Below are 21,935 nucleotides of genomic sequence, written 5' to 3' on the forward strand. Positions count from 1 at the left end.
CGGAATGACAAAGTGTTCGGATAAATAAAGCGCTCTGTTTGTCATTCCGTAGGAATCTTCGTATGTAATCTTAGTACAAATGATAAGAATTTAAAAATCATTTACTTCCCAAGTATTCTCTCAATCCTTTCAACAGTTCCAGCTGGTTTTTGGTTCTGTCCAGATTGTGTTCAGGATGTGTGATAGAATAGTAGGTACTTCCGTTAAGGTAATCCGTCAAAAAACGAAGTTCCTGAATGTAAATAGCGACCTGTGCTGCATAATCAAGATTGTCAGATTCTGTCTTAGTCAGTTTTTCTTTTAGATAAAATAAAAAGCCTTCTTTTACAACCTTATACATTTCAGGATTGAAATTGTTTTGGGCAGCTCCGTCATCTTCCTGTGTGGTATTGGTATAAGATTGGATCATTGTTCCAAAATCATATAAAATGGTAGAAATCATCATGGTATCCAGATCAATCACAGCCAGCGGCTTATGATTCTGATCAAAAAGAATATTACTGATTTTTACATCGGCATGAATAATTCTTTTAGGAATCTGATGGGTTTTCTCCATTTCGATCCATTGATCAGGCAAGGACAGAAGCTGGTTGGTGATTTCTATTTCAGCCTTTGCATTTTCTTTTAATTGAGGTGCTGCATCTTTGAGTGCATTTTTATAATCTGCAATCCTTTTCTCGAAATTGAGGAAATTGGGAAGAGAATCTTCAATGGCAGGCAGTTTTTCAGTATTTACAGTGTTCAGAAAATAACTGAAGGTTTTAGCAGCATCAAAAGCGGTCTGTAAAGATGGAGCAGTAAGAAAAGTAAGGCTGTTCTCTATAAAATTAAGCATACGCCAGGGCTCGCCATTTATATCTTCTACCAGCAGCTTATTAGCCAGAGACGGAATAGACTCAATAATCTGAAAATGATAATTATTGGACTTCAGAACTTCATTAATCAATAAATGATTATTAACGACAACCTCCGGCTGTTTAAAAACATGATTGTTGATTTTCTGCAGAATAAACTTTTTCCCCTGATCTTTATCCTCCAGAAGATAAGTTGTATTGATCAATCCGTCATTAATAGGAGTGAGTTCATAATTATCCTTACCAATAAATTCAATAACAATATCATTTATTTCCATAAATCTTTCGGGTATCTGTTGTTGTTAGTTTCTGAAATCAGAAAATCTTGAATTTCTTTTTTATCATCAGCATAGGTAATTCCCATCCATTGGGATGGAGAGGCTTTCACTTTTACTTTTACTCTGTTTTCGTCTATCATTTTTTGTACTGCGGAAGGAATGTAAAATTCCTGATTGGGAAGCGGATCAGATTCAATGAAATCATAGAAATAGGCTTCCAGATAACAAAAAATATGAGGATGAAAAATAAAAAAGTTCATAGATACCAATGTTTCGGGATCTAATTTTATATTTTTTCCGTTGTCCACATAAATGATTGAACTATTGATTTTTTGGATAGACGTTTGTTCCTCTACTTTAATCAGGTAATTTCCGGCATCCAGAGTACATATTCCCCTCGCCACAGTACCGTTATCACTCAATGTTGTATCTACAGGGTAAGCAATCATCCCCAATTGTGTATCTGAAATATAATGATGATTAATTTCATGGGCAGCCAGTTGATAGGCTTCTTTTCCATAAAAATCATCCGCATTGATCATAACAAAAGGTTCCTGTACTGAATATTTAGCACAAAGTACGGCATGAGCAGTTCCCCATGGCTTCTCACGATCAGGATAATCAAAGCCTTCCAGTAAAATAGGAATAGTGTCTTTCTCCTGATATACCCAAAGCAATTCAAAATTTTTAGCTTTTGAAATGCTGTTGAGCCTTTCAATATAACTTTCAGGAATCAGTTTGTTCACAATGATAACTATTTTTTGAAAACCGGCTTCCAGAGCATCAAAGATAGAATACTCAAGAATCGGCGAACCGTTATCAAGTATTCCATCCACTTGCTTGAGACCTTTGTATCTGCTGCCTAATCCACCAGCTAATATGAGTAATGTTTTCTTAGAACTCATCGGTCATTCCAAATACAGGTTTACGGGTTTTCCATTTTCCATTGGTGAAATCAGGAATATCAACTACCTGACCGCCTTTGGCAATAGACTCTTCACTCAGTGGTGTAATGGAATACCATAAAGCAAGATCGTACACATCCATCGGGAATTCTATATTTCGTTTGATACATTCAATAAAAGTATTCATCACAAAGAAATCCATTCCGCCATGTCCGGCTCCTGCAGCGGTAGCTTCAAACTTCTTCCACATTGGATGATCGTATTCTTTCATCCATTTTTCAGTATTATCCCAACGATGGGTATGGTTCATTGTTTTTTCAAAATAGATGTGTCCCTGGTTGAAATCTCCCCACCCGAAATCCTGCCACAATCCTTCAGTTCCCTGAACTCTGAAACCAAGATCATAAGGTCTTTGTAAGCTTGTATCATGAGTAAGAAGAATGGTTTCTCCATTAGCACAGGCAATCTGTGTAGTTACAATATCTCCCTGGTTGAATTTTACTTTCGCACTCGGATGGTTTTCTCCGCCTTTTGGATGCTCAACAATGTATTTGTGAAGCCCTACGGATTTTGAAGAGAATGAAGAAAGCCTTGTTAAACGGTTTCCTCTGTTGATATCCATCATCATGGCAACCGGTCCTAAGCCATGCGTAGGATAAAGTTCTCCGTTACGTTTTACATAATGTTCAGTTCTCCATTTAGCCTCACTGAATCCTTTTTCTCCAAATTCAGCACCGGAATTGTACGGAGTAACTCCGTCATTGAAAAGGACACCTCTCAGATCATGCTGATAACCGCCTCTTCCATGTACCAGTTCCCCAAACATTCCTTTACGGACCATATTCAGGATGGCCATGATATCTCTGCGGTAGCACACATTTTCCATCATAAAGATGGGAACTTTCGTTTCCTCATATACCTTTACAAATTCCCAGCAGTCCTGAAGCTTTATTGCTCCGGAAACTTCCATACCCACAATTTTCTTAGCACGCATAGCTTCCACCCCTTGGGTAAGATGCCATTCCCATGGAGTAGCAATAACAACAGCGTCTATTGTTTTTAATTTTAAAAGATTCCGATAGTCATATTCTCCGTTGGAAAACTCCTGAGCAGTCGGTTTATTATTGTCTTTTAATATTTTTTGAGAAGCAGCAAGCATCCTTTTCTCCGGATCTGCAAACGCAACAATCTCTACATCATTTCGTTTTGCCAGTAATTTTACATGCTCCTGACCACGAAGGCCTACGCCGATAAAACCTACGCGGACTTTTTTATCTGTTTTAAAATCATTGGAATAAGCAAATAAGGAATTGGGTAAAACCAATGCCCCAAAGCTTGCTAAAGCAGCAGTCTTAAGAAAGTTTCTGCGGGAATTACTATCGTTCATCTATTTTTTTTCTTAAATATATTAAAACTTTTGTAAATCCCCATAACGTGATGGATAATCAGATAATGAATTGAGGGAGGCGGTTTGTAAGAATTTGAAGGTTGTTGGATTTTAAAGTTGAATGGTTTTGGAGTTGTTGAATTATAGGTTATTAATTTTCACTATTTTGTTTATTTATGTTTTTTTTTTATCTGCCTGAAAATTTATTGATTAATCCAGGCCTTTCTTAATGCAATTTGTTTTGAATCAGGATGGGACACTGAAGTTACCTTTCCGGTAGCTTCATCATAATTGAATCCTGCTTTTTCCAGATATTCTTTCAAAGGAACGGGTTGGGTACCTTCAATATAGTCTCTGAAAAATGTACGTATTTCGGGATAAGTCATTTTTGTAATTTCAGCAAAAAGTTCATCGTCGTTAAAATATTTACCTGCTCCATACTTTTTCATAAGCATCTGCATCATATCCTGAGTTCCCATTTTTCCGTTGGAAAGTTCTCTTAGCCGGATGTCTAAACAGAGTCCGAGTAATGCTCCTTTCATATAAAAGTTCATATACTGATCCTGCCTTTCCATGGATTTTTCACTCATTTCTGTAAAAGACAGGGTGTTATCAAATTCTTTCATGCCTTTGATCTTTTCTTCCAGACTTTTTTCAAAATCTTCCAGACTGATCATTTTTTGTTTGATAGGCATATGAATGGTCGCATACTCCGTCATCCCTTCGTATAGCCACAAATGTTCAGACATGACAGGATTCAGGAAATCATAATGCTGAATTTCCCCTGAATGAATGTTGAGCGGGGTAACAACATGAAAAAACTCATGGGAAGCAACCCTGTTTAAAGCATGCGGAAGAAATTTCATATTTCCGGAACGGTAGAGGCAGACTGTAGAGTGAGAATGTTCCAGGCCATCGCCCAGGTATCCGTTTTCATTGGAAGATTCATAATAAATCAGAAAAGCATATTTGTTGACAGGCAATGTTCCGCCAAGATAAGCCTGCTGATTTTTCAGAATGTTTTCTATTTCGTGAGCAATCGTTTTGGAGTAATGTCTTTCCTTTTTATTGTAGAATGAGACAAGTACTTTGGTATGGCCTATTTTCAACCACGTGGTATCAGGAACGGAATATAAAACAGGAGAGTCTACCAGTTCGCGGTAATCCTTTGCCCAAACCATGTCCGTAATTTTATCTTTCTGTTTGTAATCCAGAGCAGAGGAAGCATAAAAACCCTTGTTTTTTGTAATGGTAATGTGATAGGGAATATCTTTCAATTCTTCAAAATATCCCACCAAAGAATTATAATTGATGACAAAAACGCTGTCTTTTATAAACATGGTGCCGGCAGATCTGGCTTCATGAGATTCTTTTTCCAGAGAATCCCATCCATCAGCTACCTGATAAGATATTTTCTTTACCCGGCTGAGATCATGTACCATCCAGCTGTTTTTGTCCAGGCGTTCCGTTAAGACTTTTTTACCGTTTTTATCAGTGGCTGTGAAATCGGAAATATATTGTCCGAAATTCATAGCCTGATAAAATCCGGGTACCAGTTTGGGAATGATAAATTTGCCCTGTTTAAGATTATTCTTTGGAGGCGAAAAAGATACCCGGACTTCGTCATTGGACATATGAAGAAGATCAATAGAGTATTCGTAATTTTTCTTTGACGTTTGGGCAATCATTAGGTTGGGGAGCATAATGATCACAAAAAATAACTTGATAAGGGTATTCATTGTGTGCAATTTTGATGATTACGAAAATTCTAAATCACTTCTAGGTTTTGTTGGTTTTATTTTTCCATGTAGTATACTTCTTCATAAGGCTGAATCAGTACCCATCCATGTCCTGAAAACTTCATCTGAAATTCTTCACCGCTTCCTCTTCCGATAAGGCTTTTGAAAGAAACATTGGTTTTGAGTTCCGGGCTTAGGTTTCCGGACCATGCAACAGTAGCATTAGGATCTGTGAAAACAGGAGTGTCGGGAGTTACCAACAGCGTAAGAGGATCTCCATGAGTGGTAATGGCAATATGCCCTGTTCCTGAAAGTTTCGCCTGAAAAAGTCCTCCGGACATCATTCCTGCGATACTTTTCAACATGGTGATATCGCTTTTTACAGTTTGTTCATGCGCAAGAATGTCATTTCCGTTTACGCAAACAGATTCATTGTTCAGATAGAGAATACGGACTTTCTTCCCGGAATCTGCAACATATAATTTTCCGGTTCCTTCTGCTTTCATCAGCCTGGCTCCTTCACCGCTTATAGCTTTCTTTAAGAGGTTTCCAATTCCTCCAGACAGCATTCCCTGTCTTTCAAAATTAATATTTCCCACATAGCTTACCATGCTTCCTCTTTTCGTCCATACTGCCTGATTATTAAGGTTGATTTCCAGAAGATGTTTCGTTTCCAGCTCAAAATAATCTCTTTGCTGCGGATTTTCTTTTGTTTCGTTGATAAATGCTTCAATCGAATATTTGCTCATAATTATATTTTTGTTAGCGTTATTACTTTAGTTTGTCGAGTTTATACTCTCTTTTGTTACTTTTAGGATTCAGATCTACAAACCCTGAGTTCCGGGCAGACACATCTTTACCTTCTTCCTCACTCTTTTCATCATCATTGGCATAATAATTTTCAGTTTTTAAATGAAAATCAAACCAGATAAATCCATATTCATCAGTCCGTCCGCTGCAGCTGAAATTTTCAATTGTATGACCGTCAGGATACGGATTATCAATGAAGTATATTTTACTTACAGATTCCATATTGAATTTTAATTTTTCCAAAAATACTCTTTTTATACCTTGAAACTCCCTGTAAAATCACGGTTTTATATTTGATTGTAAATAAAACTTGACAAAGGGGTGTTCAATGTCGTATATTTGCACTCCGAAAATTACACCTTGTAATTTCAATAATTTTTAAACCGTAATTTAAAAAATGAAAACATCAGATTTTAATTTTGATCTTCCTGCGGAATTATTAGCAGAACACCCATCAGAGCACAGAGACGAAGCGAGATTAATGGTACTTGATAGAAAAACACAAACTATCGAGCACAAATTATTCAAGGATGTTGTGGATTATTTTGATGAAGAGGATTTGTTTATCTTCAACAATACGAAAGTTTTCCCTGCACGTCTTTACGGAAATAAAGAAAAAACAGGTGCTAAAATTGAAGTTTTCTTATTAAGAGAGCTTGATAAAGAAACCAGAGTTTGGGACGTTTTGGTAGATCCGGCAAGAAAAATCAGAATTGGTAACAAATTATTCTTCACAGAAGATGAGTCTTTGGTAGCTGAAGTTATTGATAACACTACTTCAAGAGGAAGAACATTAAGATTCTTATTCGACGGTTCTTACGACGAATTCAGAACGAAACTTAAGGAATTAGGAGAAACTCCGCTTCCAAAATATATCAAAAGAGCTGTAGAACCGGAAGATGCAGAAAGATATCAGACAATTTATGCAAAAGTAGAAGGAGCAGTTGCTGCACCTACAGCGGGTCTTCACTTCTCTAAGCACTTGATGAAGAGATTAGAGATCAAAGGGATCAACTTTGCTGAAGTTACCCTTCACGTAGGATTGGGAACATTCAACCCAATTGAGGTGGAAGATCTTTCTAAGCACAAAATGGAGTCTGAAGAGATCATTATTGATGAGAAAAATGCTCTTATCATCAACAAGGCAGTAGAATCTCACAGAAAAGTATGTGCAGTAGGAACTACTACCATGAGAGCATTGGAAACTTCTGTTTCTTCAAACAAAAAAATCTCTGCTTTCAACGGATGGACAAACAAATTCATTTATCCTCCTCACGATTTTGGAGTTGCTAACTCAATGATCACGAACTTCCACACACCGAAGTCTACTTTGATCATGATGATTGCTGCATTTGCCGGAAGAGATTTCGTAATGCATGCTTATGAAGAAGCCGTAAAAGAAAAGTATAAATTCTATTCTTACGGTGATGCAATGCTTATTTTGTAATTAATTTTAAATTATAGATTATAAATTTTAGATTGGATTCTAAACTTTGGAAAGGATTTTAATCTAAAATTTATAATTTAAAATCTATAATCAACACTATTTTGAAAGATATCCGTACATTATCATTAGACCAGCTTAAAGACTACTTTGTGTCTTTAGGAGAAAAGCCGTTTCGTGCAAAACAGGTCTATGACTGGCTATGGAGTAAAAACCTCCATTCGATTGAAGAAATGACGAATCTTTCAAAATCACTTCGTGAGAGAATTTCGGAAGAATATACCATTAATCCTGTTTCCGTAGACCTTCTTCAGAAAAGCTCTGACGGAACCATCAAAAACGGAGTGAAACTTCACGACGGGCTGATGGTGGAATCTGTTCTTATTCCTACAGAGACAAGAACTACAGCCTGTGTATCTTCGCAGGTAGGATGCTCATTAAACTGCGAATTCTGTGCTACAGCAAGACTGAAAAGAATGAGAAACCTTGAAGTCGCTGAAATTGTAGATCAGGTAGCCCTGATTGACAGCCAGAGCAGAATGTATTTCGACAGACCGCTTACCAATATCGTATTTATGGGGATGGGAGAGCCGATGATGAATTACAAAAACGTAGTGGAAGCCATCAAAAAAATTACCCAGCCGGAAGGTTTGGGAATGCCTCCAAGAAGAATTACCGTTTCCACATCCGGTATTCCTAAAATGATCAAAATGCTTGCAGATGACGAACTGCGCGTAAAGCTGGCTTTATCCCTTCACTCTGCTATCGAATCCAAGCGTAATGAGATCATGCCTTTCTCTGATAAATTCCCGTTAACGGATATTATGGAGGCGCTTCAATACTGGTATCAGAAGACAGGCTCTGTTATTACTTTTGAATACTGCGTATGGAAAGGAATCAATGACGGTGATGAAGACATTAAAGCTTTAATCAAATACTGTAAACAGGTTCCTTCAAAAGTAAACCTGATTCAATACAACCCGATCGGAGATGGAAAATACGATCAGTGCAACAAACAGGCTGAGGAAAATTACATCCGGCAGCTTGAAAATGCAGGCGTAACGGTAATGGTCAGAAGAAGCCGTGGAGGTGATATAGACGCTGCTTGCGGACAGTTAGCCAACAAAACAACAGATTAAAATTTCCTTAAAAAAAGCCTAAAACTTTCTTAAAAAATAGGTTAAAACCCTACCTTTGCACAAATTATTTTGTGATGATGGATTTTCTTATGAGCGAGGACGGGCTGGAAAATGTGTATGCATGGGCAATCCCATTGCATGCTACTGTTATTTTAGCTGAAATGATTTACAGCCACGTTTCAGAAGCTAAGTTATATAGTGGGAAAGATCTCGCCACCAATGTTTATCTTGCATTGATGAACTTTGGCCTAGACCTTATCATGAAGGCATTTGCCATGGGAGTGATGTTTTTCTTTTACCATCACAGACTTTTTTCCTGGGATCTTAGTGTGTGGTATTTGCTGGCATGCTTTATCATCACAGACTTTGCTTATTATGTACTGCATTATGTAGACCACCGTTCCAGAGCATTCTGGGCAGTTCATATTACGCACCACAGTTCAGAATATTTTAACCTGACAACAGGATTCAGAAGCCCTGTATTACAGCCACTTTACAGATATTTATATTTTTCACCATTAGCATTTTTGGGATTCAATCCATGGCATATTATGGTAGCATATGCTATCGGACAGGTGTATGGAACATGGGTGCACACACAGACTGTAAAGAGTATGGGATTCCTGGAATATATTCTGGTAACGCCTTCTCATCACCGTGTACACCACGCATGTAATGTGAAATACCTGGATAAAAATATGGGAATGTGTCTCATTATCTGGGATAAAATATTTGGAACTTTCCAAAAAGAAGATCCGAATGTACCTGTGAAGTATGGAATCTATCCAAAGATGCCGGATAACAGACCGGATACGGTACTTTTTTACGAATGGAGAAAAATCTGGAAAGATCTTAAGCAGCCAGGATTAAAATTTACAGACAGAATCAATTATATTTTCAATTCACCGGGATGGAGACATGACGGAACCGGAAAGACTGTAAGGCAGTATCAGAAAGAATATTTTGCCAGACAGGCACAAAAGAAAGAACAACAGCAAAATCAGAAAGAGCAGAAAACTGCTTAACTTTTGATTTAAAATCAATAGAAATCTAAGGGAAAACGGGCTAATTTGGCCCGTTTTTCTGTTTTAAGAAGAGGATGGACAAAAGTTGAAAATAAAAAGTAAAAAGAGCCAGGCAATTGGCAATAAAAATATCTTTAACCCTCAAACCCTCAAACCCTCAAACTCATAAACCCTCCAGCTCAGAATAAAACCCTACTTTTGTCATATGAAAAAACTCCTTCTGATTATTACTCTTTTTGTTGGTCAATCTGCATTTTCCCAACAGCTTGATTTTCTGAAAATAAAGAAATACAGAGTTCATTATCTGGATAATAAAATTGAGGAAACCTCAGGACTGAATATTTTCAACGGAAAGCTGTATACATTCAATGACAGTGGAAATGCTGCTGAACTTTTTGAAATTGATAAAAAAAGCGGAGAAATTATCAGGACACTGAAAACCAATTTAATCAATACGGATTGGGAAGCGTTAGCTAATGATGGAGAGAATTTCTATATCGGAGATTTCGGAAACAATGCCGGAACAAGGAGAGATCTTAGAATTTATAAAGTTCCTTTTGGGCAGCATGATATGGTCAATACGGATAAAAATTCAGGTTCAGAAAGAATGTTGGACGGAACGCAAATTCTTTTTCACTATCCTGAACAGACTGAATTCATTTCAAAAAATACAAAGAATGACTTCGATGCAGAAGCCATGATCTATTTGAATGGAAAGCTGCATATTTTCACCAAAGAATGGGCTTCCAAAGCAACCTCACATTATATTGTAGATCCTGAAATTTCAGAACTGCAAAAGGCAGAAAAAACAGAAACCTATACAACAGGTTTTGTGGTTACAGATGCCTCTTATTTTGATAAAAAGCTTTATTTAGTAGGATATACCAGGAAAACGGAAGTGTTTTTAGATATTTTTACAGAAACAGAATCCGGAATATTTTTTAAAGAAAAGCCAAAGCATTACTACCTTGGAACTGCTCTTTCATTATCGCAGATTGAAGGAATAAGTGTAGATGAAACGGGAATTTATATTTCAGGAGAAAAGTTCAGGTCTCCTTTGGGAACTACAAAACCTTCATTTTATTTTATCCCGAAAGATCAACTCAAAGATTAATTTTATCTTAAAATTGAGCGAAAAAAATTATCTTTGTGAGAATTAATAATTATTCACCCAGCATCGCAGATTGTGGCAAACATTGTAGAAGAGATTAAACGACCGATCAATGATGAAATGAAACTTTTTGAACAGAAGTTTTATGAGTCAATGCAGAGCAAAGTAGCTTTATTAGATAAAGTAACCCGTTTTATTGTTACCACCAAAGGAAAGCAGATGCGTCCTATGTTTGTGTTTCTTTGTGCCAAACTGGTGGGTGAGGTGACGGAAAAAACCTATCGCGGTGCTTCTATGATCGAGCTGATCCACACGGCTACTCTGGTACATGATGATGTGGTGGATGAAAGTTTTAAACGCCGTAATTTCTTTTCAATCAATGCGCTGTGGAAAAATAAAATTGCTGTTTTGGTGGGAGATTATCTTTTGTCAAAATCAGTTTTACTATCTACAGACCACAAAGATTATGATTTGCTTGGGGTTATTTCCAGAACCATCCGTGAAATGTCTGAAGGAGAACTTCTTCAGCTGGAGAAAGCCAGAAAACTGGATATCACAGAGGAAGTGTATTATGAAATTATCCGCCAGAAAACGGCTACTCTGATTGCTGCCTGCTGTGAAATAGGAGTTCTTTCCAATAATGCAGACGAAGCTCTTGCCAGGAAGATGATGGATTTTGGAACTTTTACCGGAATGGCATTCCAGATTAAAGATGACCTTTTCGATTACCTGAGTTCAAACGTCATCGGTAAACCTGTAGGAATTGATATTAAAGAACAGAAAATGACGCTGCCTTTAATTCATACTCTGAAAATAGCCAATGATAAGGATAGAAAGTACTATTTCGATACCATAAAACGATATAATAATAATCCTAAGCGTGTAAAAGAGCTTATAGAATTTGTTAAAAATTCCGGTGGCCTGGAATATGCCATTACCATCATGAAAGATTTCCAGCAAAAAGCAAAAGATATTCTGAATGAGTTTCCGGATTCTGAAGCAAGGAAATCGTTACATATCATGCTAGATTATGTCATTGAGCGAAAATTCTGATGTAAATATATTTTAGCTTTCCCGATTTTTTTGTTCTTTTATTTTTCTTTCGATCCTGCAGGGTATATACAGTCTTTATTATTGAAAATAAAAATAGTGCTATCTTTCAATAATTCAACAGGTTATGAATGTTTGTTTTTGTAAATTACTGTAAACTAATATTTTGCGCAATTTACATAAAGTACTTATTAACAATTCTTTGGGTTTCAATATAAATTTTGTTTCTTTGTGGTTAGAAAAAACAACAAATAATGAAAAAAATTCAGACGATGATGATAGCGTGTGCTATCAGTTCAGGTTTTCTTACGTACGCACAAGTGGGAATAGGTACTCAAAATCCCCAGACAACTTTTCATATTGACGGTTCTAAAGATAATCCTGCCACAGGAATTCCTTCCGCAGCTCAACAGGATAATGATTTTAGCGTAACTTCTGATGCCAAAGTAGGGATTGGAACAACTACCCCGAGTGAAAAATTAGACGTAGCATCCGGAAATGTCCGTATCCGTAATATTAATTCGAATATAGGTGTAGGAGGAACTGACAGGGTAGTTGTAGCTGATGCTGCCGGAGTTTTGAAGACTATAGATTTTACTGCTTATTCACTGTTTCATGCCCGTTTAGCGGCTAACCAGAACATCAGTTCTTCTACAATTACTACATTATTATTCGCGACACCTTTAGCTACTTCTCCTTTCTATTCCTATAATACCGGGACTGGTGTGCTGACCTTTAATCAGCCAGGTAACTATCTGATTACACTTCAGGGAAGTTTTACCAACATACCAGCAGGAACTCAGCTTCTTCTTGGGATAAGACCTGTGCCTGATGCTAATTATCTGGGCAGGGGAAGTCATTATAATGCGGTAGCTAATTCAGGGACGGTGGGAGAACTGATGAATTATACAACTGTAGTAGTTGTTCCTGCAGCAGGGTATCAGATCCGTTTTACAGCAGCTCCCAATCAAAATGGTACCGTTTTAGCCACAGAAACAGGTAGTACAGGAAGTGGTAATGTTACCAATGTAACTGTTCAGAAGATTTAATTCTATTTTTATAGTAAAATTAGAAACAGAAGAGTGTTTTGGATATGCTTTCAAGAAATTGAAAATGTATGCAGAACACTTTTTGCTGTATAGCTGTTCAGTTTTTAGCTATAAGGATGTCCTTACTAAATCCAGAAGAGATAATTTCAGAGTATGTTATATTTTGTACAGGATAATGAATTGAAAAACAGTTTGTTTAAATGTATTTTTTAATGATAATGTTTAGTTTTCTGTATGATTTTAATGTATATTACGGATTATTAACTGTTTGTAGTTAGTGACTGTTTATGGTTTTGTAAAAGATTTTTTGTTAATTTGTAATACCATAAAAATAAAAACAATGGAAAAAAAAATTAACAAATTGGCAGTTATTTTTGCCGTCAGTTTAAGTTCCCTTATGTTTTCCCAGGTTGGGATAAGCACCCAAAATCCCCAGACAACTTTTCATATAGACGGAGCCAAGGACAATCCTGTCACAGGGGCTCCCTCTGTAGCTCAGCAGGCTAATGACTTTAGCGTAACTTCAAGTTCCAATGTTGGAATAGGAACAATTGCCCCATCCGAGAGACTTGATATAGCTTCCGGAAATGCCCGTATCCGTACCATTAATTCAAATATTGGTGTTGGGGGAACGGACAGGGTTGTTGTGGCTGACGCCAGCGGTATTCTGAAGACCATAGATTTTACTGCGTATTCATTGTTTCATGCACGTTTGGCAGCTAATCAGAATGTAACTTCAGCTACAATTGCCACTTTATTATTTAGCACACCAGTTGCCACCTCTCCATTCTATTCTTATAATACGGGAACTGGAGTTTTAACCCTGAATCAACCTGGTAATTACCTGGTAACATTACAGGCTAGTTTTACTAATGCAGCTGCTGGGACTCAGTTGCTTTTAGGGATAAGACCTGTCCCTGATGCCAATTATTTAGGAAGGGGTAGCCACTATAATGCTATAGCAACTTCAGGGACTGTAGGAGAACTGATGAATTATACAACTGTAATTGTAGTTCCGTCTGCTGGATACCAGGTACGGTTCACAGCATCTCCGAATCAAAATGCTACAGTATTGGCAACAGAAACAGGTGCCACAGGAAGCGGAAATGTTACCAATGTAACCGTTCAGAAGATCTAATTCTATCTTTACAGTATAATTACAAACCGAAGAGTGCTTTGGATATGCTTTCAAGAAATTGAAAATGTATACAGAACATTCTTAATTATATGTATTTTCAATTTTTATCTATTATAAGATTTTTCGTTAACTAGTAACGTTATAAAAATAAAACAATGAAAAAAATTAACAAATTGGCAGTTGTTTTTGCCTTCGGTTTAAGTTCCCTTATGTTTTCCCAGGTCGGAGTAAACACGCAGAACCCCCAAACAACTTTTCATATAGACGGAGCCAAAGACAATCCTGTCACAGGTGTACCTTCTGTAGCTCAGCAGGCTAATGATTTTAGTGTAACTTCAAGTGCCAATGTTGGAATAGGAACAATTGCCCCATCCGAGAGACTTGATATAGCTTCCGGAAATGCCCGCATCCGCACCATTAATTCAAATATTGGTATTGGGGGAACGGACAGGGTTGTTGTGGCTGACGCCAGCGGTATTCTGAAGACCATAGATTTTACAGCATATTCACTGTTTCATGCACGTTTGGCAGCTAATCAGAATGTAACTTCAGCTACTATTGCCACTTTATTATTTGGTACACCCGTAGCGACTTCTCCATTTTATTCCTATGATACAGGAACAGGCGTGCTGACCTTTAATCAGGCAGGTAATTATCTGGTAACATTACAGGCAGGTTTTGCCAATGTAGCCGTTGGAACTCAGCTGCTTTTAGGAATAAGGCCGGTTCCTGATGCCAATTATCTGGGAAGGGGCAGCCACTATAATGCTGTAGCTCCCGCAGCAGGTATTGGAGAGCTGATGAGTTATACAACTGTAATTGTAGTTCCGTCTGCCGGATACCAGGTACGGTTTACAGCGTCTCCGAATCAAAATGCTACAGTATTGGCAACGGAAACAGGAGCTACAGGAAGCGGAAATGTTACCAATGTAACTGTTCAGAAGATTTAATTCTATTTTTATTATAATTTAAAACTAAAGTGTTTTATATATGCTTTCGGGAAACTGAAAATATATATAGAACACTTTCTCTTTTTGTATCCGGAATCTGATATTGATTAGGTTAAAAAATAGAAAAGAACTCTTTAATGAATTCTCGGATTCCTATATAATTATCCTTATATATTGCCGTTAATTATTCAATTTGACGAAAAATTTAAATTAAATAATTTTTAGGGTGACAATAATAACAGCTAGAACTATACAAAATAAAGCGATTAAAAATAAATAATCCGCAATACTCTCAAAGGTAGATTCGCGCTTTTCAATTTTCGTTCTGATCGCCAGAAAAGAAAAGAAACAGCTGCAGGCAAAAAGAATACAGGCAAACCCGGCAAATTCGTCCAAATAGGTATTCTGACTGATTTTAGAGATTTTCAATGACGTAATAATGATTAATGAAAATCCTAAAAGATTGCTGGAAGCATTCAGGATGTGAGGTGACTTTTTTTCCATCTTTTACAATTTTTATCAAAATAAAGCACAATTTTTTTTATTATCAAATTTTTAAAAAAGATTATTAAAAATTAAAATTAATTTAAAAAGTGTATATTAGCAAAATACTTGAAGATTAAAAAACTTTTTTACTTAGCTATGCAAACAACCTATATTGAAACACAGGAAATATCCTTTCAAGATTTTAAAAATCAAATACTTGAAGACTACAGGTTAGGAAGGATCTCTCGTGAAATGTCTTATCTCGGAAGGAGAGAAGTACTCACTGGAAAAGCTAAATTTGGAATTTTTGGGGATGGAAAAGAACTTCCTCAGCTTGCAATGGCGAAAGTTTTCAGAAATGGAGACTTCCGTTCAGGATATTACAGGGATCAGACTTTTGCATTGGCAATAGATGCCTTAACGGTAGAAAGTTTCTTTGCGCAGATGTACGCAGATACGAGCGTGGAAAGAGAGCCTGCTTCAGCAGGAAGACAAATGAACGGGCATTTTGCAACAAGAAGTTTAAATGAAGACGGAAGCTGGAAAGATTTGACAGCTCAAAAAAATATTTCTTCCGATATTTCTCCTACAGCAGGACAAATGCCGAGATTGTTGGGATTAGCTCAGGCTTCAACTATCTATAAAAGCGTAAAATTTGACGGTTCAGAAAAATTCTCAAGAGAAGGAAACGAAATTGCCTTCGGAACTATTGGAGATGCTTCTACAGCAGAAGGACACTTCTGGGAAACACTGAATGCAGCATGTGCTCTTCAGGTTCCTGTGATTGTTTCCATCTGGGATGACGGATACGGAATTTCAGTTCCTACGAAAAATCAGAGAGCAAAAGCTGATATCAGCGAAATGCTAAGCGGTTTCCAGAGAAAAGAGGGAGAAAACCAGGGTTGTGAGATTATCCAGGTAAGAGCTTGGGATTATCCGGCATTATTAGATGCTTATGCTAAAGCAGAACATTTTGCAAGAACAGAAAGTGTACCGGTGGTAGTGCATGTGGTAGACGTTACACAACCTCAGGGACACTCTACATCAGGATCTCACGAAAGATATAAAAACGAAGAACGTCTGGCTTGGGAAGCTGAGTATGACGGCCTGGCAAAATTCAAAGAGTGGATTCTGAACTATTCTATCGAAATTGATGGAAAAGAAGAAGTGATTGCTACCGCTGAAGAACTGGAGGCTATAGACGATGAAGCGAAAAAAGCAGCAAAAGCAGGACAGAAAACAGCCTGGGAAAACTATCAGAAAGCTATTTCGGAACTTATTAAGTCTGTTTTACCTTTAGTAGAAAACCTTAAAGGACAAAATGCTGAAGTTGAAAATTATATCGCTCATTTCAACAAATTGGTTTCAAAAGCTAAGAAAGATATCTTCCATCTGGTAAGACAGACTTTACTGGCAACAAGAGGAACAAATTCTGCAGAAAGAAATCAGCTGATGCAGAAATATAATGAAGTAGCTGCTGTTGAAAAAGATAATTATTCTTCTCACTTATACTCTCAATCTCAATGGAAGGCTGAAAATGTTCAGGAAATCAAGCCTGTCTACTCTGACAGTTCTGAAGATGTGGACGGAAGAGTAGTGATCAGAAACAATTTTGACAAAATTTTTGAAAAATATCCTGAAACTTTAATCTTTGGAGAAGATACCGGAAATATCGGAGACGTCAACCAGGGATTGGAAGGAATGCAGGAAAAATATGGTGCTTTACGTATCGCTGATACAGGAATCCGTGAAGCAACGATCCTTGGACAGGGAATTGGTATGGCGATGAGAGGCTTAAGGCCAATCGCTGAAATCCAGTACTTAGACTATGTTCTTTACTGTTTGCAGGGAATGAGTGATGACCTGGCAACGGTACACTACAGAACAAAAGGAGGTCAGAAAGCTCCGTTGATTATCAGAACAAGAGGGCACAGATTAGAAGGAATCTGGCATTCAGGTTCCCCAATGGCTGGTATTCTGAATCTTTCAAAAGGTATTCTTGTTTTGGTACCTAGAAACCTTACTAAAGCTGCCGGATTCTATAACACAATGCTTCAGGCTGACGAACCTGCAATCATCGTAGAATGTCTGAACGGATACAGATTAAAAGAAAAACAACCAGATAACTTAGGCGAATTCACTGTTCCTGTAGGGAAAATTGAAGTTACAAAAGAAGGAAAAGATGTTACTTTGGTCACTTATGGTTCTACCTGGAGAATTGTAACGGAAGCTGCCAACGAATTGGAAAAAATAGGAATTTCTGCAGAAGTGATTGATATTCAGTCATTGATTCCTTTCGATTTATCTCATGAAATTGCTGAAAGTGTTAAGAAAACAAACAGATTAGTCGTAATTGACGAAGATGTGGAAGGAGGAACTACAGGATTTATCTTACAGCAGATTCTTGAAAAACAAAAAGCATTCAGATACCTGGATTCAGATCCGTTGACGATCTCTGCCAATGATCACAGACCTGCCTATGCAAGTGATGGTGACTATTTCAGCAAGCCGTCTGCAGATGATATGGTAGAAAAGATCTACGCTATGTTTAATGAAACAAATCCTCAGAAATATCCAGCGATATTCTAATTGGGGTTTTAGATAAATATAAAACCGCTTCCTTTTGGGGAGCGGTTTTTGTTTTTAGGTAATGTGGTTAAAATAACTAAGCTGTCTGAAACCGTCCCAGAAGTTTCCTCCTGCAATGGTAGAGGAGATTCCGCCGGATGAGCTTTTCATTATAAACATAGTGACTTCATAAAGCTCTAATTAAAGTATAATAAGCTGCTACTATCAGCTATATTAAAAAAAAATACAATCTAAGGAACTAAAGGGATTTTTGCAACAATACTATCTTCTAATACTTTATATCCTTTAGCTTCTAAGTCGCTTACATAATTATCACAACCTAAGATAGTAGCATTATATCTATTATGAAAAGATTTTACAAATAATATATAGCTTTTTTCTTTATTATAATCATATAGGCTATTATCTTTACTATTTAAACTTAGTTCAACTTCTTTTGACTCTTTAGGACCAATAATTAGTAAATCTCTTTTACAATCGTTATTATCAAAACGACTGTAATAGCCTCTGGTAAAATAATTAATTGGAATAATTTTTCTATTATTCTCCAAAGTATAAGACGTCCCATAAAATCCATTGGGGTCTATTATATAATAATAATTCGTATTGTTTATAATTATATATTTTTTTTTACTATTATCACTTATATTATATTCTCCTTCTTTTAGAATAATATCAATATCTTTACTTTTATTTATTTTCATTTGATTAGAGCAAAAAATAAATAATAAAGAAAAAGGTAAAAACAACATTTTTTTCATAATTCTATCAGTTAATGATATAACAAATTAAAAAAACAAAATATATTCTATACATCAATATAAAGCTATTTATAAGGTATGAGTTTTACTTTGCCTTTTAATGTCCCATCATAAATTTTGTCTCCTTTAGTCAACAAACTGTCAACGTATTTTCTACAACCATAATAGTAAGGAGATTGTTTAGTATGTTCTGTTTCAAAATTAACTACATATTCCGAATCATCATCGACTTTATACCAACCTCTTAAAATTGAGAGATACAATATTGCATTCAAACTTTTCCCTGGAGGAATTAATAATATATTTTCTCTACATTCAGCGTCATCCCAATCTGCTGGCTTAGAAATAGGCTTCTGTAAATAAGGAGTTTGTATTTCTCCATTTTTATAAACTTCTCCTGACTTCTCCATAAATCCTTTGGTGTTAATAATATAACTTTTGTCTGTATTATTTATAATTAGAAAGGAATTTTTATTGTAATTACTGGGAGAGTCATTTATCATATTATCTTCGTTCATATATATTTTAAAGCAAGATTCATTATTTAGTAAAATTTGAGACTGTACTTTTATAGTTACAAACAAAGTAACAAGTGCTATTTTGAAAATTAAATTTCTCATCGTATAAAATTAAAAAGTGAAAGATGTATTTGCATTGAATTCATAATATGATTTTGGCCTATATCATTGATATATCCTCCATTCCATTTTGCTTCTTCCATATACGCTCTAGACTCTATGTAATCATGTCCTATAGAAAAATTATTCCAAAAACTCTGCACTCCAGACATAACATCTATGGAATGAATCATTTCATGTATAAAAGAGCCGCCGAGAGCATAATTATTTATGTCAGTAGATAATAATACCTTGCCATTAATTGGATTTGTTATACCATAATCTTTATGACCAGCCAGCCGTAGAATAAATCATTCCTTTCTTTAAACTTAAAAAAACCTTATATTCTTTTCCTTCCCATTGTGCTACAGTTTCCTTTGTAGCAAACTCTGCCCATTGTGCACTATTATCCCAGTATTCTTTAAAGATTATTTTAAGCTGATTTAATGTCTCTTGCGTTGCTTTTTTGGTTGGATCAATATTATGCTTTTCTAAGATTTTTTGTAATGGGTCTTTTCCGAAAGTAAGTACAGAAAAATGTGCCAAGTGGTTCAATTCACTGGTAATGATGCCCTGTCTGAAACCGTCCCAGAAGTTTACTCCTGCAATGGTAGAGGAGATACCGCAGGATAAGCCTCCTATGGCAAGCATGTTGGCTTTCATAAAGTCTTTGTCAAATTGTTGTAAGCCTACAATCAGCCATATTAAGGAGATATAATTTATGGAACTAAAGGTATTTTTGCCACAATACTATCTTCTAATACTTTATATCCTTTAGACTCTAGTTCTTCAATATATTTTTCACAACCTAACAATGTGACAGTTTTTTTGTTATGAACAGAATTAGTAACTTCAAAATATTCATTACCTTTTGAATATTTATAAATACCTCTATTATTTACATTGTAATTCACTGATTGCTGTATAGTCTGGAAAGGCTTCAGTATAACTAATAATTCATGACATAGCCTATCATCTTTAGATACATAACCTTGTACAGCATTCATGTACGGCTCTATGATTTTTCCATTTTCCAATACATAGGACTGTCCATAAAAGCCATATGGATCAATAATGTATGTATTATTTGTATTATTTTTTATTGTTTCTTTAATAATACTTCCCATATCCTTTGTTGGTAAATTATTCTGTGGAAGATAAATATCAACATCTTTGCTTTTGTTTATTTTCATTTGATTAGAGCAAAAGATAAATAATAAAGAAAAAGGTAAAAACAACATTTTTTTCATAATTCTATCAGTTAATGATGTAACAAATTAAAGAAAAACCAGGAAACGTTCTGTGCATGTACATATCCTTGTTTTTCCATAAAGCCAGTCCATTGAGCAGCAGCATTATATGCAGATAATTCATTCATTTCTTGTGCAATGTAGCTATTTCCTTGCAAAAACCCCATTTGGAAATTACAGTAATGATCCTGTTCATGAATAACTACAGATGCAGCTGTAAAATTATCCTCTATGTTATCCAATAGTCTTGGTGCTAGTATAATTTTCCCATTAACAGGGTTCGTTATTCCCCAAGCAGGAGAATTACGGACAGTATTATTTATGATCAGATCTAATAATTTATTGTTATCAACAATAGATTTTAGGTATCCTTCTGACCAATCTGCCAATGTTTTTTCATCTGCAACTTTTACCCATTGTCCATCTGTTGTAAATAATGCTATTATTTTCTTCAAACTTTCTGTTGTAGCAGGGTCATAAGGCATAATTCCATTTTTTACTAAAAACCCTGCCAGTCTGTTTTTATACTCTATGGCTGTACCTGCTAAATGCCCCAAATGGTTCAATCCAGAAGTAATAATTCCTTGTTTGAAACCTTCCCAGAAGTTTCCTCCTGCAATGGTAGAGGAGATACCGCCGGATAAGCCTCCCATGGCAAGCATTGTTGCCTTCATATAATCTCTGCCAAAGAGATACGTTTAAAGAAATTTACAATAGATGCTTTTTGCGACAAAACTATTTCTAATCCTTTATATCCTTTAGCTACTAAATCACTTATTGCTTTCCTTTAGCGTTGAAAATTTTATAGGGTAAATAGGAATTTTAGCATTAATACTATCTTCCAAAACACGATATCCTTGCTTTTCCAGTTTTCTAATATACTCAGCACAACCTAAATAAGTGATCGTCTGTCTATTATGGTGAGATTTTACAGATTCATAGTAACTGTTTCCTTTAAAAAACTGATACTCGGAATTATCCATATAATTGGTGTTAAAATTTTCTAATTTCTTAGTCTCTTTTGGTAATAAAATGATTAAATCTCTTTTACATTTTTTTTCATTATCGCCTCTTTCATAATAACCTGCCAACCTAAGTATATAAGGTTTTATTTGCTTCCCATTTTCAAAAACGTATGTTTTACCTATATATCCAAAAGAGTCCATAATAAAAACAGTATTAGTATTATTTTTCACATAATAATTTACTTTTTTCGAGTAAATACTATCAGCTTCTATTCTTATAAATAAATCAACATTTTGTGATTTGTTTATTTTTATATACTCAAATTTTTCTTTTTTTACTGCTGTACAGGCATATAAAATTATTAACAAGTTAATTATATATTTCATA

Annotated in this window: 22 protein-coding genes; 9 read left to right on the plus strand and 13 right to left on the minus strand. The window is 35.8% G+C overall.

The annotated features are described in order from the left end of the window. Nucleotides 1-97 precede the first annotated feature (97 nt). From ACODR7_RS01865 to ACODR7_RS01890, 6 genes are all read right to left on the minus strand, one after another. Nucleotides 98-1,132 carry a phosphotransferase enzyme family protein gene (locus ACODR7_RS01865; protein ID WP_488836819.1) on the minus strand — a complete coding sequence of 345 codons (1,035 nt, stop codon included), beginning with the start codon at nt 1,130-1,132 and terminating at the stop codon, nt 98-100. Further along, nucleotides 1,123-2,037 carry a nucleotidyltransferase family protein gene (locus ACODR7_RS01870; protein ID WP_488836821.1) on the minus strand — a complete coding sequence of 305 codons (915 nt, stop codon included), beginning with the start codon at nt 2,035-2,037 and terminating at the stop codon, nt 1,123-1,125. The genes ACODR7_RS01865 and ACODR7_RS01870 overlap by 10 nt, the downstream gene beginning before the upstream one ends. Beyond that, entirely contained in the window at nt 2,027-3,424 is a 1,398-nt protein-coding gene (locus ACODR7_RS01875) for a Gfo/Idh/MocA family protein (protein ID WP_488836822.1), read from the minus strand. Before ACODR7_RS01875 ends, ACODR7_RS01870 begins: the two co-directional genes overlap by 11 nt. A 203-nt stretch (nt 3,425-3,627) precedes the next feature. After that, nucleotides 3,628-5,163 carry a M61 family metallopeptidase gene (locus ACODR7_RS01880; RefSeq protein WP_488836824.1) on the minus strand — a complete coding sequence of 512 codons (1,536 nt, stop codon included), beginning with the start codon at nt 5,161-5,163 and terminating at the stop codon, nt 3,628-3,630. Nucleotides 5,164-5,219: 56 nt separating this feature from the next. Continuing rightward, nucleotides 5,220-5,912 carry an AIM24 family protein gene (locus ACODR7_RS01885; protein WP_488836826.1) on the minus strand — a complete coding sequence of 231 codons (693 nt, stop codon included), beginning with the start codon at nt 5,910-5,912 and terminating at the stop codon, nt 5,220-5,222. A gap of 22 nt (nt 5,913-5,934) precedes the next feature. Then, the gene (locus ACODR7_RS01890) at nt 5,935-6,216 is read right to left on the minus strand and encodes a hypothetical protein (protein WP_488836828.1); all 282 of its coding nucleotides are present in this window, start codon (nt 6,214-6,216) and stop codon (nt 5,935-5,937) included. A gap of 154 nt (nt 6,217-6,370) precedes the next feature. Here ACODR7_RS01890 and queA point away from each other — a divergent pair, with 154 nt between their 5' ends. The 8 genes from queA (at nt 6,371) to ACODR7_RS01930 (ending at nt 14,879) form a co-directional block, all read left to right on the plus strand. Beyond that, nucleotides 6,371-7,420, plus strand: coding sequence for a tRNA preQ1(34) S-adenosylmethionine ribosyltransferase-isomerase QueA (gene queA, locus ACODR7_RS01895; RefSeq protein WP_488836829.1), 1,050 nt, complete (start codon nt 6,371-6,373; stop codon nt 7,418-7,420). A 101-nt stretch (nt 7,421-7,521) separates the two neighbouring features. Continuing rightward, nucleotides 7,522-8,556, plus strand: a complete 1,035-nt coding sequence (gene rlmN, locus ACODR7_RS01900) for a dual-specificity RNA methyltransferase RlmN (protein WP_488836831.1) — start codon at nt 7,522-7,524, stop codon at nt 8,554-8,556. A 74-nt stretch (nt 8,557-8,630) separates the two neighbouring features. Beyond that, on the plus strand, nt 8,631-9,581 hold the full coding sequence (locus ACODR7_RS01905) for a sterol desaturase family protein (RefSeq protein ID WP_062672048.1): 951 nt from the start codon (nt 8,631-8,633) through the stop codon (nt 9,579-9,581). 205 nt (nt 9,582-9,786) lie between these two features. After that, the gene (locus ACODR7_RS01910; RefSeq protein ID WP_488836833.1) at nt 9,787-10,695 is read left to right on the plus strand and encodes a hypothetical protein; all 909 of its coding nucleotides are present in this window, start codon (nt 9,787-9,789) and stop codon (nt 10,693-10,695) included. A gap of 72 nt (nt 10,696-10,767) precedes the next feature. Then, complete coding sequence (locus ACODR7_RS01915) at nt 10,768-11,745, plus strand: polyprenyl synthetase family protein (RefSeq protein ID WP_488836835.1); 978 nt, start codon at nt 10,768-10,770, stop codon at nt 11,743-11,745. 251 nt (nt 11,746-11,996) lie between these two features. Continuing rightward, nucleotides 11,997-12,791, plus strand: coding sequence for a hypothetical protein (locus ACODR7_RS01920; protein ID WP_488836837.1), 795 nt, complete (start codon nt 11,997-11,999; stop codon nt 12,789-12,791). A gap of 340 nt (nt 12,792-13,131) precedes the next feature. Continuing rightward, entirely contained in the window at nt 13,132-13,929 is a 798-nt protein-coding gene (locus ACODR7_RS01925) for a hypothetical protein (protein WP_488836838.1), read from the plus strand. 155 nt (nt 13,930-14,084) lie between these two features. Beyond that, a complete protein-coding gene (locus tag ACODR7_RS01930) occupies nt 14,085-14,879 on the plus strand; it encodes a hypothetical protein (protein ID WP_488836840.1) in 795 nt (264 codons plus the stop codon). 210 nt (nt 14,880-15,089) lie between these two features. On the opposite strand, the gene ACODR7_RS01935 is transcribed toward ACODR7_RS01930, so the two are convergent. After that, nucleotides 15,090-15,383: a hypothetical protein gene (locus ACODR7_RS01935; RefSeq protein WP_488836842.1), complete on the minus strand. Its 294-nt coding sequence runs from the start codon at nt 15,381-15,383 to the stop codon at nt 15,090-15,092. Nucleotides 15,384-15,521: 138 nt separating this feature from the next. On the opposite strand from ACODR7_RS01935, the gene ACODR7_RS01940 reads away from it, so the two are divergent. Then, nucleotides 15,522-17,954, plus strand: a complete 2,433-nt coding sequence (locus ACODR7_RS01940) for an alpha-ketoacid dehydrogenase subunit alpha/beta (RefSeq protein WP_488836844.1) — start codon at nt 15,522-15,524, stop codon at nt 17,952-17,954. Between the two features lie 230 nt (nt 17,955-18,184). Here ACODR7_RS01940 and ACODR7_RS01945 read toward each other — a convergent pair whose 3' ends face one another. The 6 genes from ACODR7_RS01945 to ACODR7_RS01970 form a co-directional block, all read right to left on the minus strand. Beyond that, nucleotides 18,185-18,715 (minus strand): hypothetical protein, encoded by a 531-nt coding sequence (locus ACODR7_RS01945; RefSeq protein WP_488836846.1) that lies wholly within the window; start codon nt 18,713-18,715, stop codon nt 18,185-18,187. A 65-nt stretch (nt 18,716-18,780) separates the two neighbouring features. Next, nucleotides 18,781-19,335 carry a hypothetical protein gene (locus ACODR7_RS01950; protein ID WP_488836848.1) on the minus strand — a complete coding sequence of 185 codons (555 nt, stop codon included), beginning with the start codon at nt 19,333-19,335 and terminating at the stop codon, nt 18,781-18,783. 282 nt (nt 19,336-19,617) lie between these two features. Next, complete coding sequence (locus ACODR7_RS01955; RefSeq protein WP_488836849.1) at nt 19,618-19,995, minus strand: hypothetical protein; 378 nt, start codon at nt 19,993-19,995, stop codon at nt 19,618-19,620. Between the two features lie 56 nt (nt 19,996-20,051). After that, on the minus strand, nt 20,052-20,525 hold the full coding sequence (locus ACODR7_RS01960) for a hypothetical protein (protein ID WP_488836851.1): 474 nt from the start codon (nt 20,523-20,525) through the stop codon (nt 20,052-20,054). A gap of 68 nt (nt 20,526-20,593) precedes the next feature. After that, a complete protein-coding gene (locus tag ACODR7_RS01965; protein WP_488836852.1) occupies nt 20,594-21,256 on the minus strand; it encodes a hypothetical protein in 663 nt (220 codons plus the stop codon). Nucleotides 21,257-21,352: 96 nt separating this feature from the next. Continuing rightward, nucleotides 21,353-21,934 carry a hypothetical protein gene (locus tag ACODR7_RS01970; RefSeq protein WP_488836854.1) on the minus strand — a complete coding sequence of 194 codons (582 nt, stop codon included), beginning with the start codon at nt 21,932-21,934 and terminating at the stop codon, nt 21,353-21,355. Nucleotide 21,935 lies beyond the last annotated feature (1 nt).

It is taken from the genome of Chryseobacterium sp. FG46, from assembly GCF_057809135.1.

Excerpts from the sequence above, each read along its gene's own strand:
- ACODR7_RS01865 (WP_488836819.1), bottom strand. The coding sequence starts at position 1,132 with ATGGAAATAAATGATATTGTTATTGAATTTATTGGTAAGGATAATTAT.
- ACODR7_RS01875 (WP_488836822.1), bottom strand. The coding sequence starts at position 3,424 with ATGAACGATAGTAATTCCCGCAGAAACTTTCTTAAGACTGCTGCTTTA.
- ACODR7_RS01885 (WP_488836826.1), bottom strand. The coding sequence starts at position 5,912 with ATGAGCAAATATTCGATTGAAGCATTTATCAACGAAACAAAAGAAAAT.
- ACODR7_RS01910 (WP_488836833.1), top strand. The coding sequence starts at position 9,787 with ATGAAAAAACTCCTTCTGATTATTACTCTTTTTGTTGGTCAATCTGCA.
- ACODR7_RS01940 (WP_488836844.1), top strand. The coding sequence starts at position 15,522 with ATGCAAACAACCTATATTGAAACACAGGAAATATCCTTTCAAGATTTT.
- ACODR7_RS01870 (WP_488836821.1), bottom strand. The coding sequence starts at position 2,037 with ATGAGTTCTAAGAAAACATTACTCATATTAGCTGGTGGATTAGGCAGC.
- ACODR7_RS01935 (WP_488836842.1), bottom strand. The coding sequence starts at position 15,383 with ATGGAAAAAAAGTCACCTCACATCCTGAATGCTTCCAGCAATCTTTTA.
- ACODR7_RS01925 (WP_488836838.1), top strand. The coding sequence starts at position 13,132 with ATGGAAAAAAAAATTAACAAATTGGCAGTTATTTTTGCCGTCAGTTTA.
- ACODR7_RS01905 (WP_062672048.1), top strand. The coding sequence starts at position 8,631 with ATGATGGATTTTCTTATGAGCGAGGACGGGCTGGAAAATGTGTATGCA.
- ACODR7_RS01960 (WP_488836851.1), bottom strand. The coding sequence starts at position 20,525 with ATGAAAATAAACAAAAGCAAAGATGTTGATATTTATCTTCCACAGAAT.
- ACODR7_RS01950 (WP_488836848.1), bottom strand. The coding sequence starts at position 19,335 with ATGAGAAATTTAATTTTCAAAATAGCACTTGTTACTTTGTTTGTAACT.
- ACODR7_RS01970 (WP_488836854.1), bottom strand. The coding sequence starts at position 21,934 with ATGAAATATATAATTAACTTGTTAATAATTTTATATGCCTGTACAGCA.
- ACODR7_RS01965 (WP_488836852.1), bottom strand. The coding sequence starts at position 21,256 with ATGAAGGCAACAATGCTTGCCATGGGAGGCTTATCCGGCGGTATCTCC.
- ACODR7_RS01920 (WP_488836837.1), top strand. The coding sequence starts at position 11,997 with ATGAAAAAAATTCAGACGATGATGATAGCGTGTGCTATCAGTTCAGGT.
- ACODR7_RS01945 (WP_488836846.1), bottom strand. The coding sequence starts at position 18,715 with ATGAAAAAAATGTTGTTTTTACCTTTTTCTTTATTATTTATTTTTTGC.
- ACODR7_RS01955 (WP_488836849.1), bottom strand. The coding sequence starts at position 19,995 with ATGAAAGCCAACATGCTTGCCATAGGAGGCTTATCCTGCGGTATCTCC.
- ACODR7_RS01930 (WP_488836840.1), top strand. The coding sequence starts at position 14,085 with ATGAAAAAAATTAACAAATTGGCAGTTGTTTTTGCCTTCGGTTTAAGT.
- ACODR7_RS01880 (WP_488836824.1), bottom strand. The coding sequence starts at position 5,163 with ATGAATACCCTTATCAAGTTATTTTTTGTGATCATTATGCTCCCCAAC.
- queA (WP_488836829.1), top strand. The coding sequence starts at position 6,371 with ATGAAAACATCAGATTTTAATTTTGATCTTCCTGCGGAATTATTAGCA.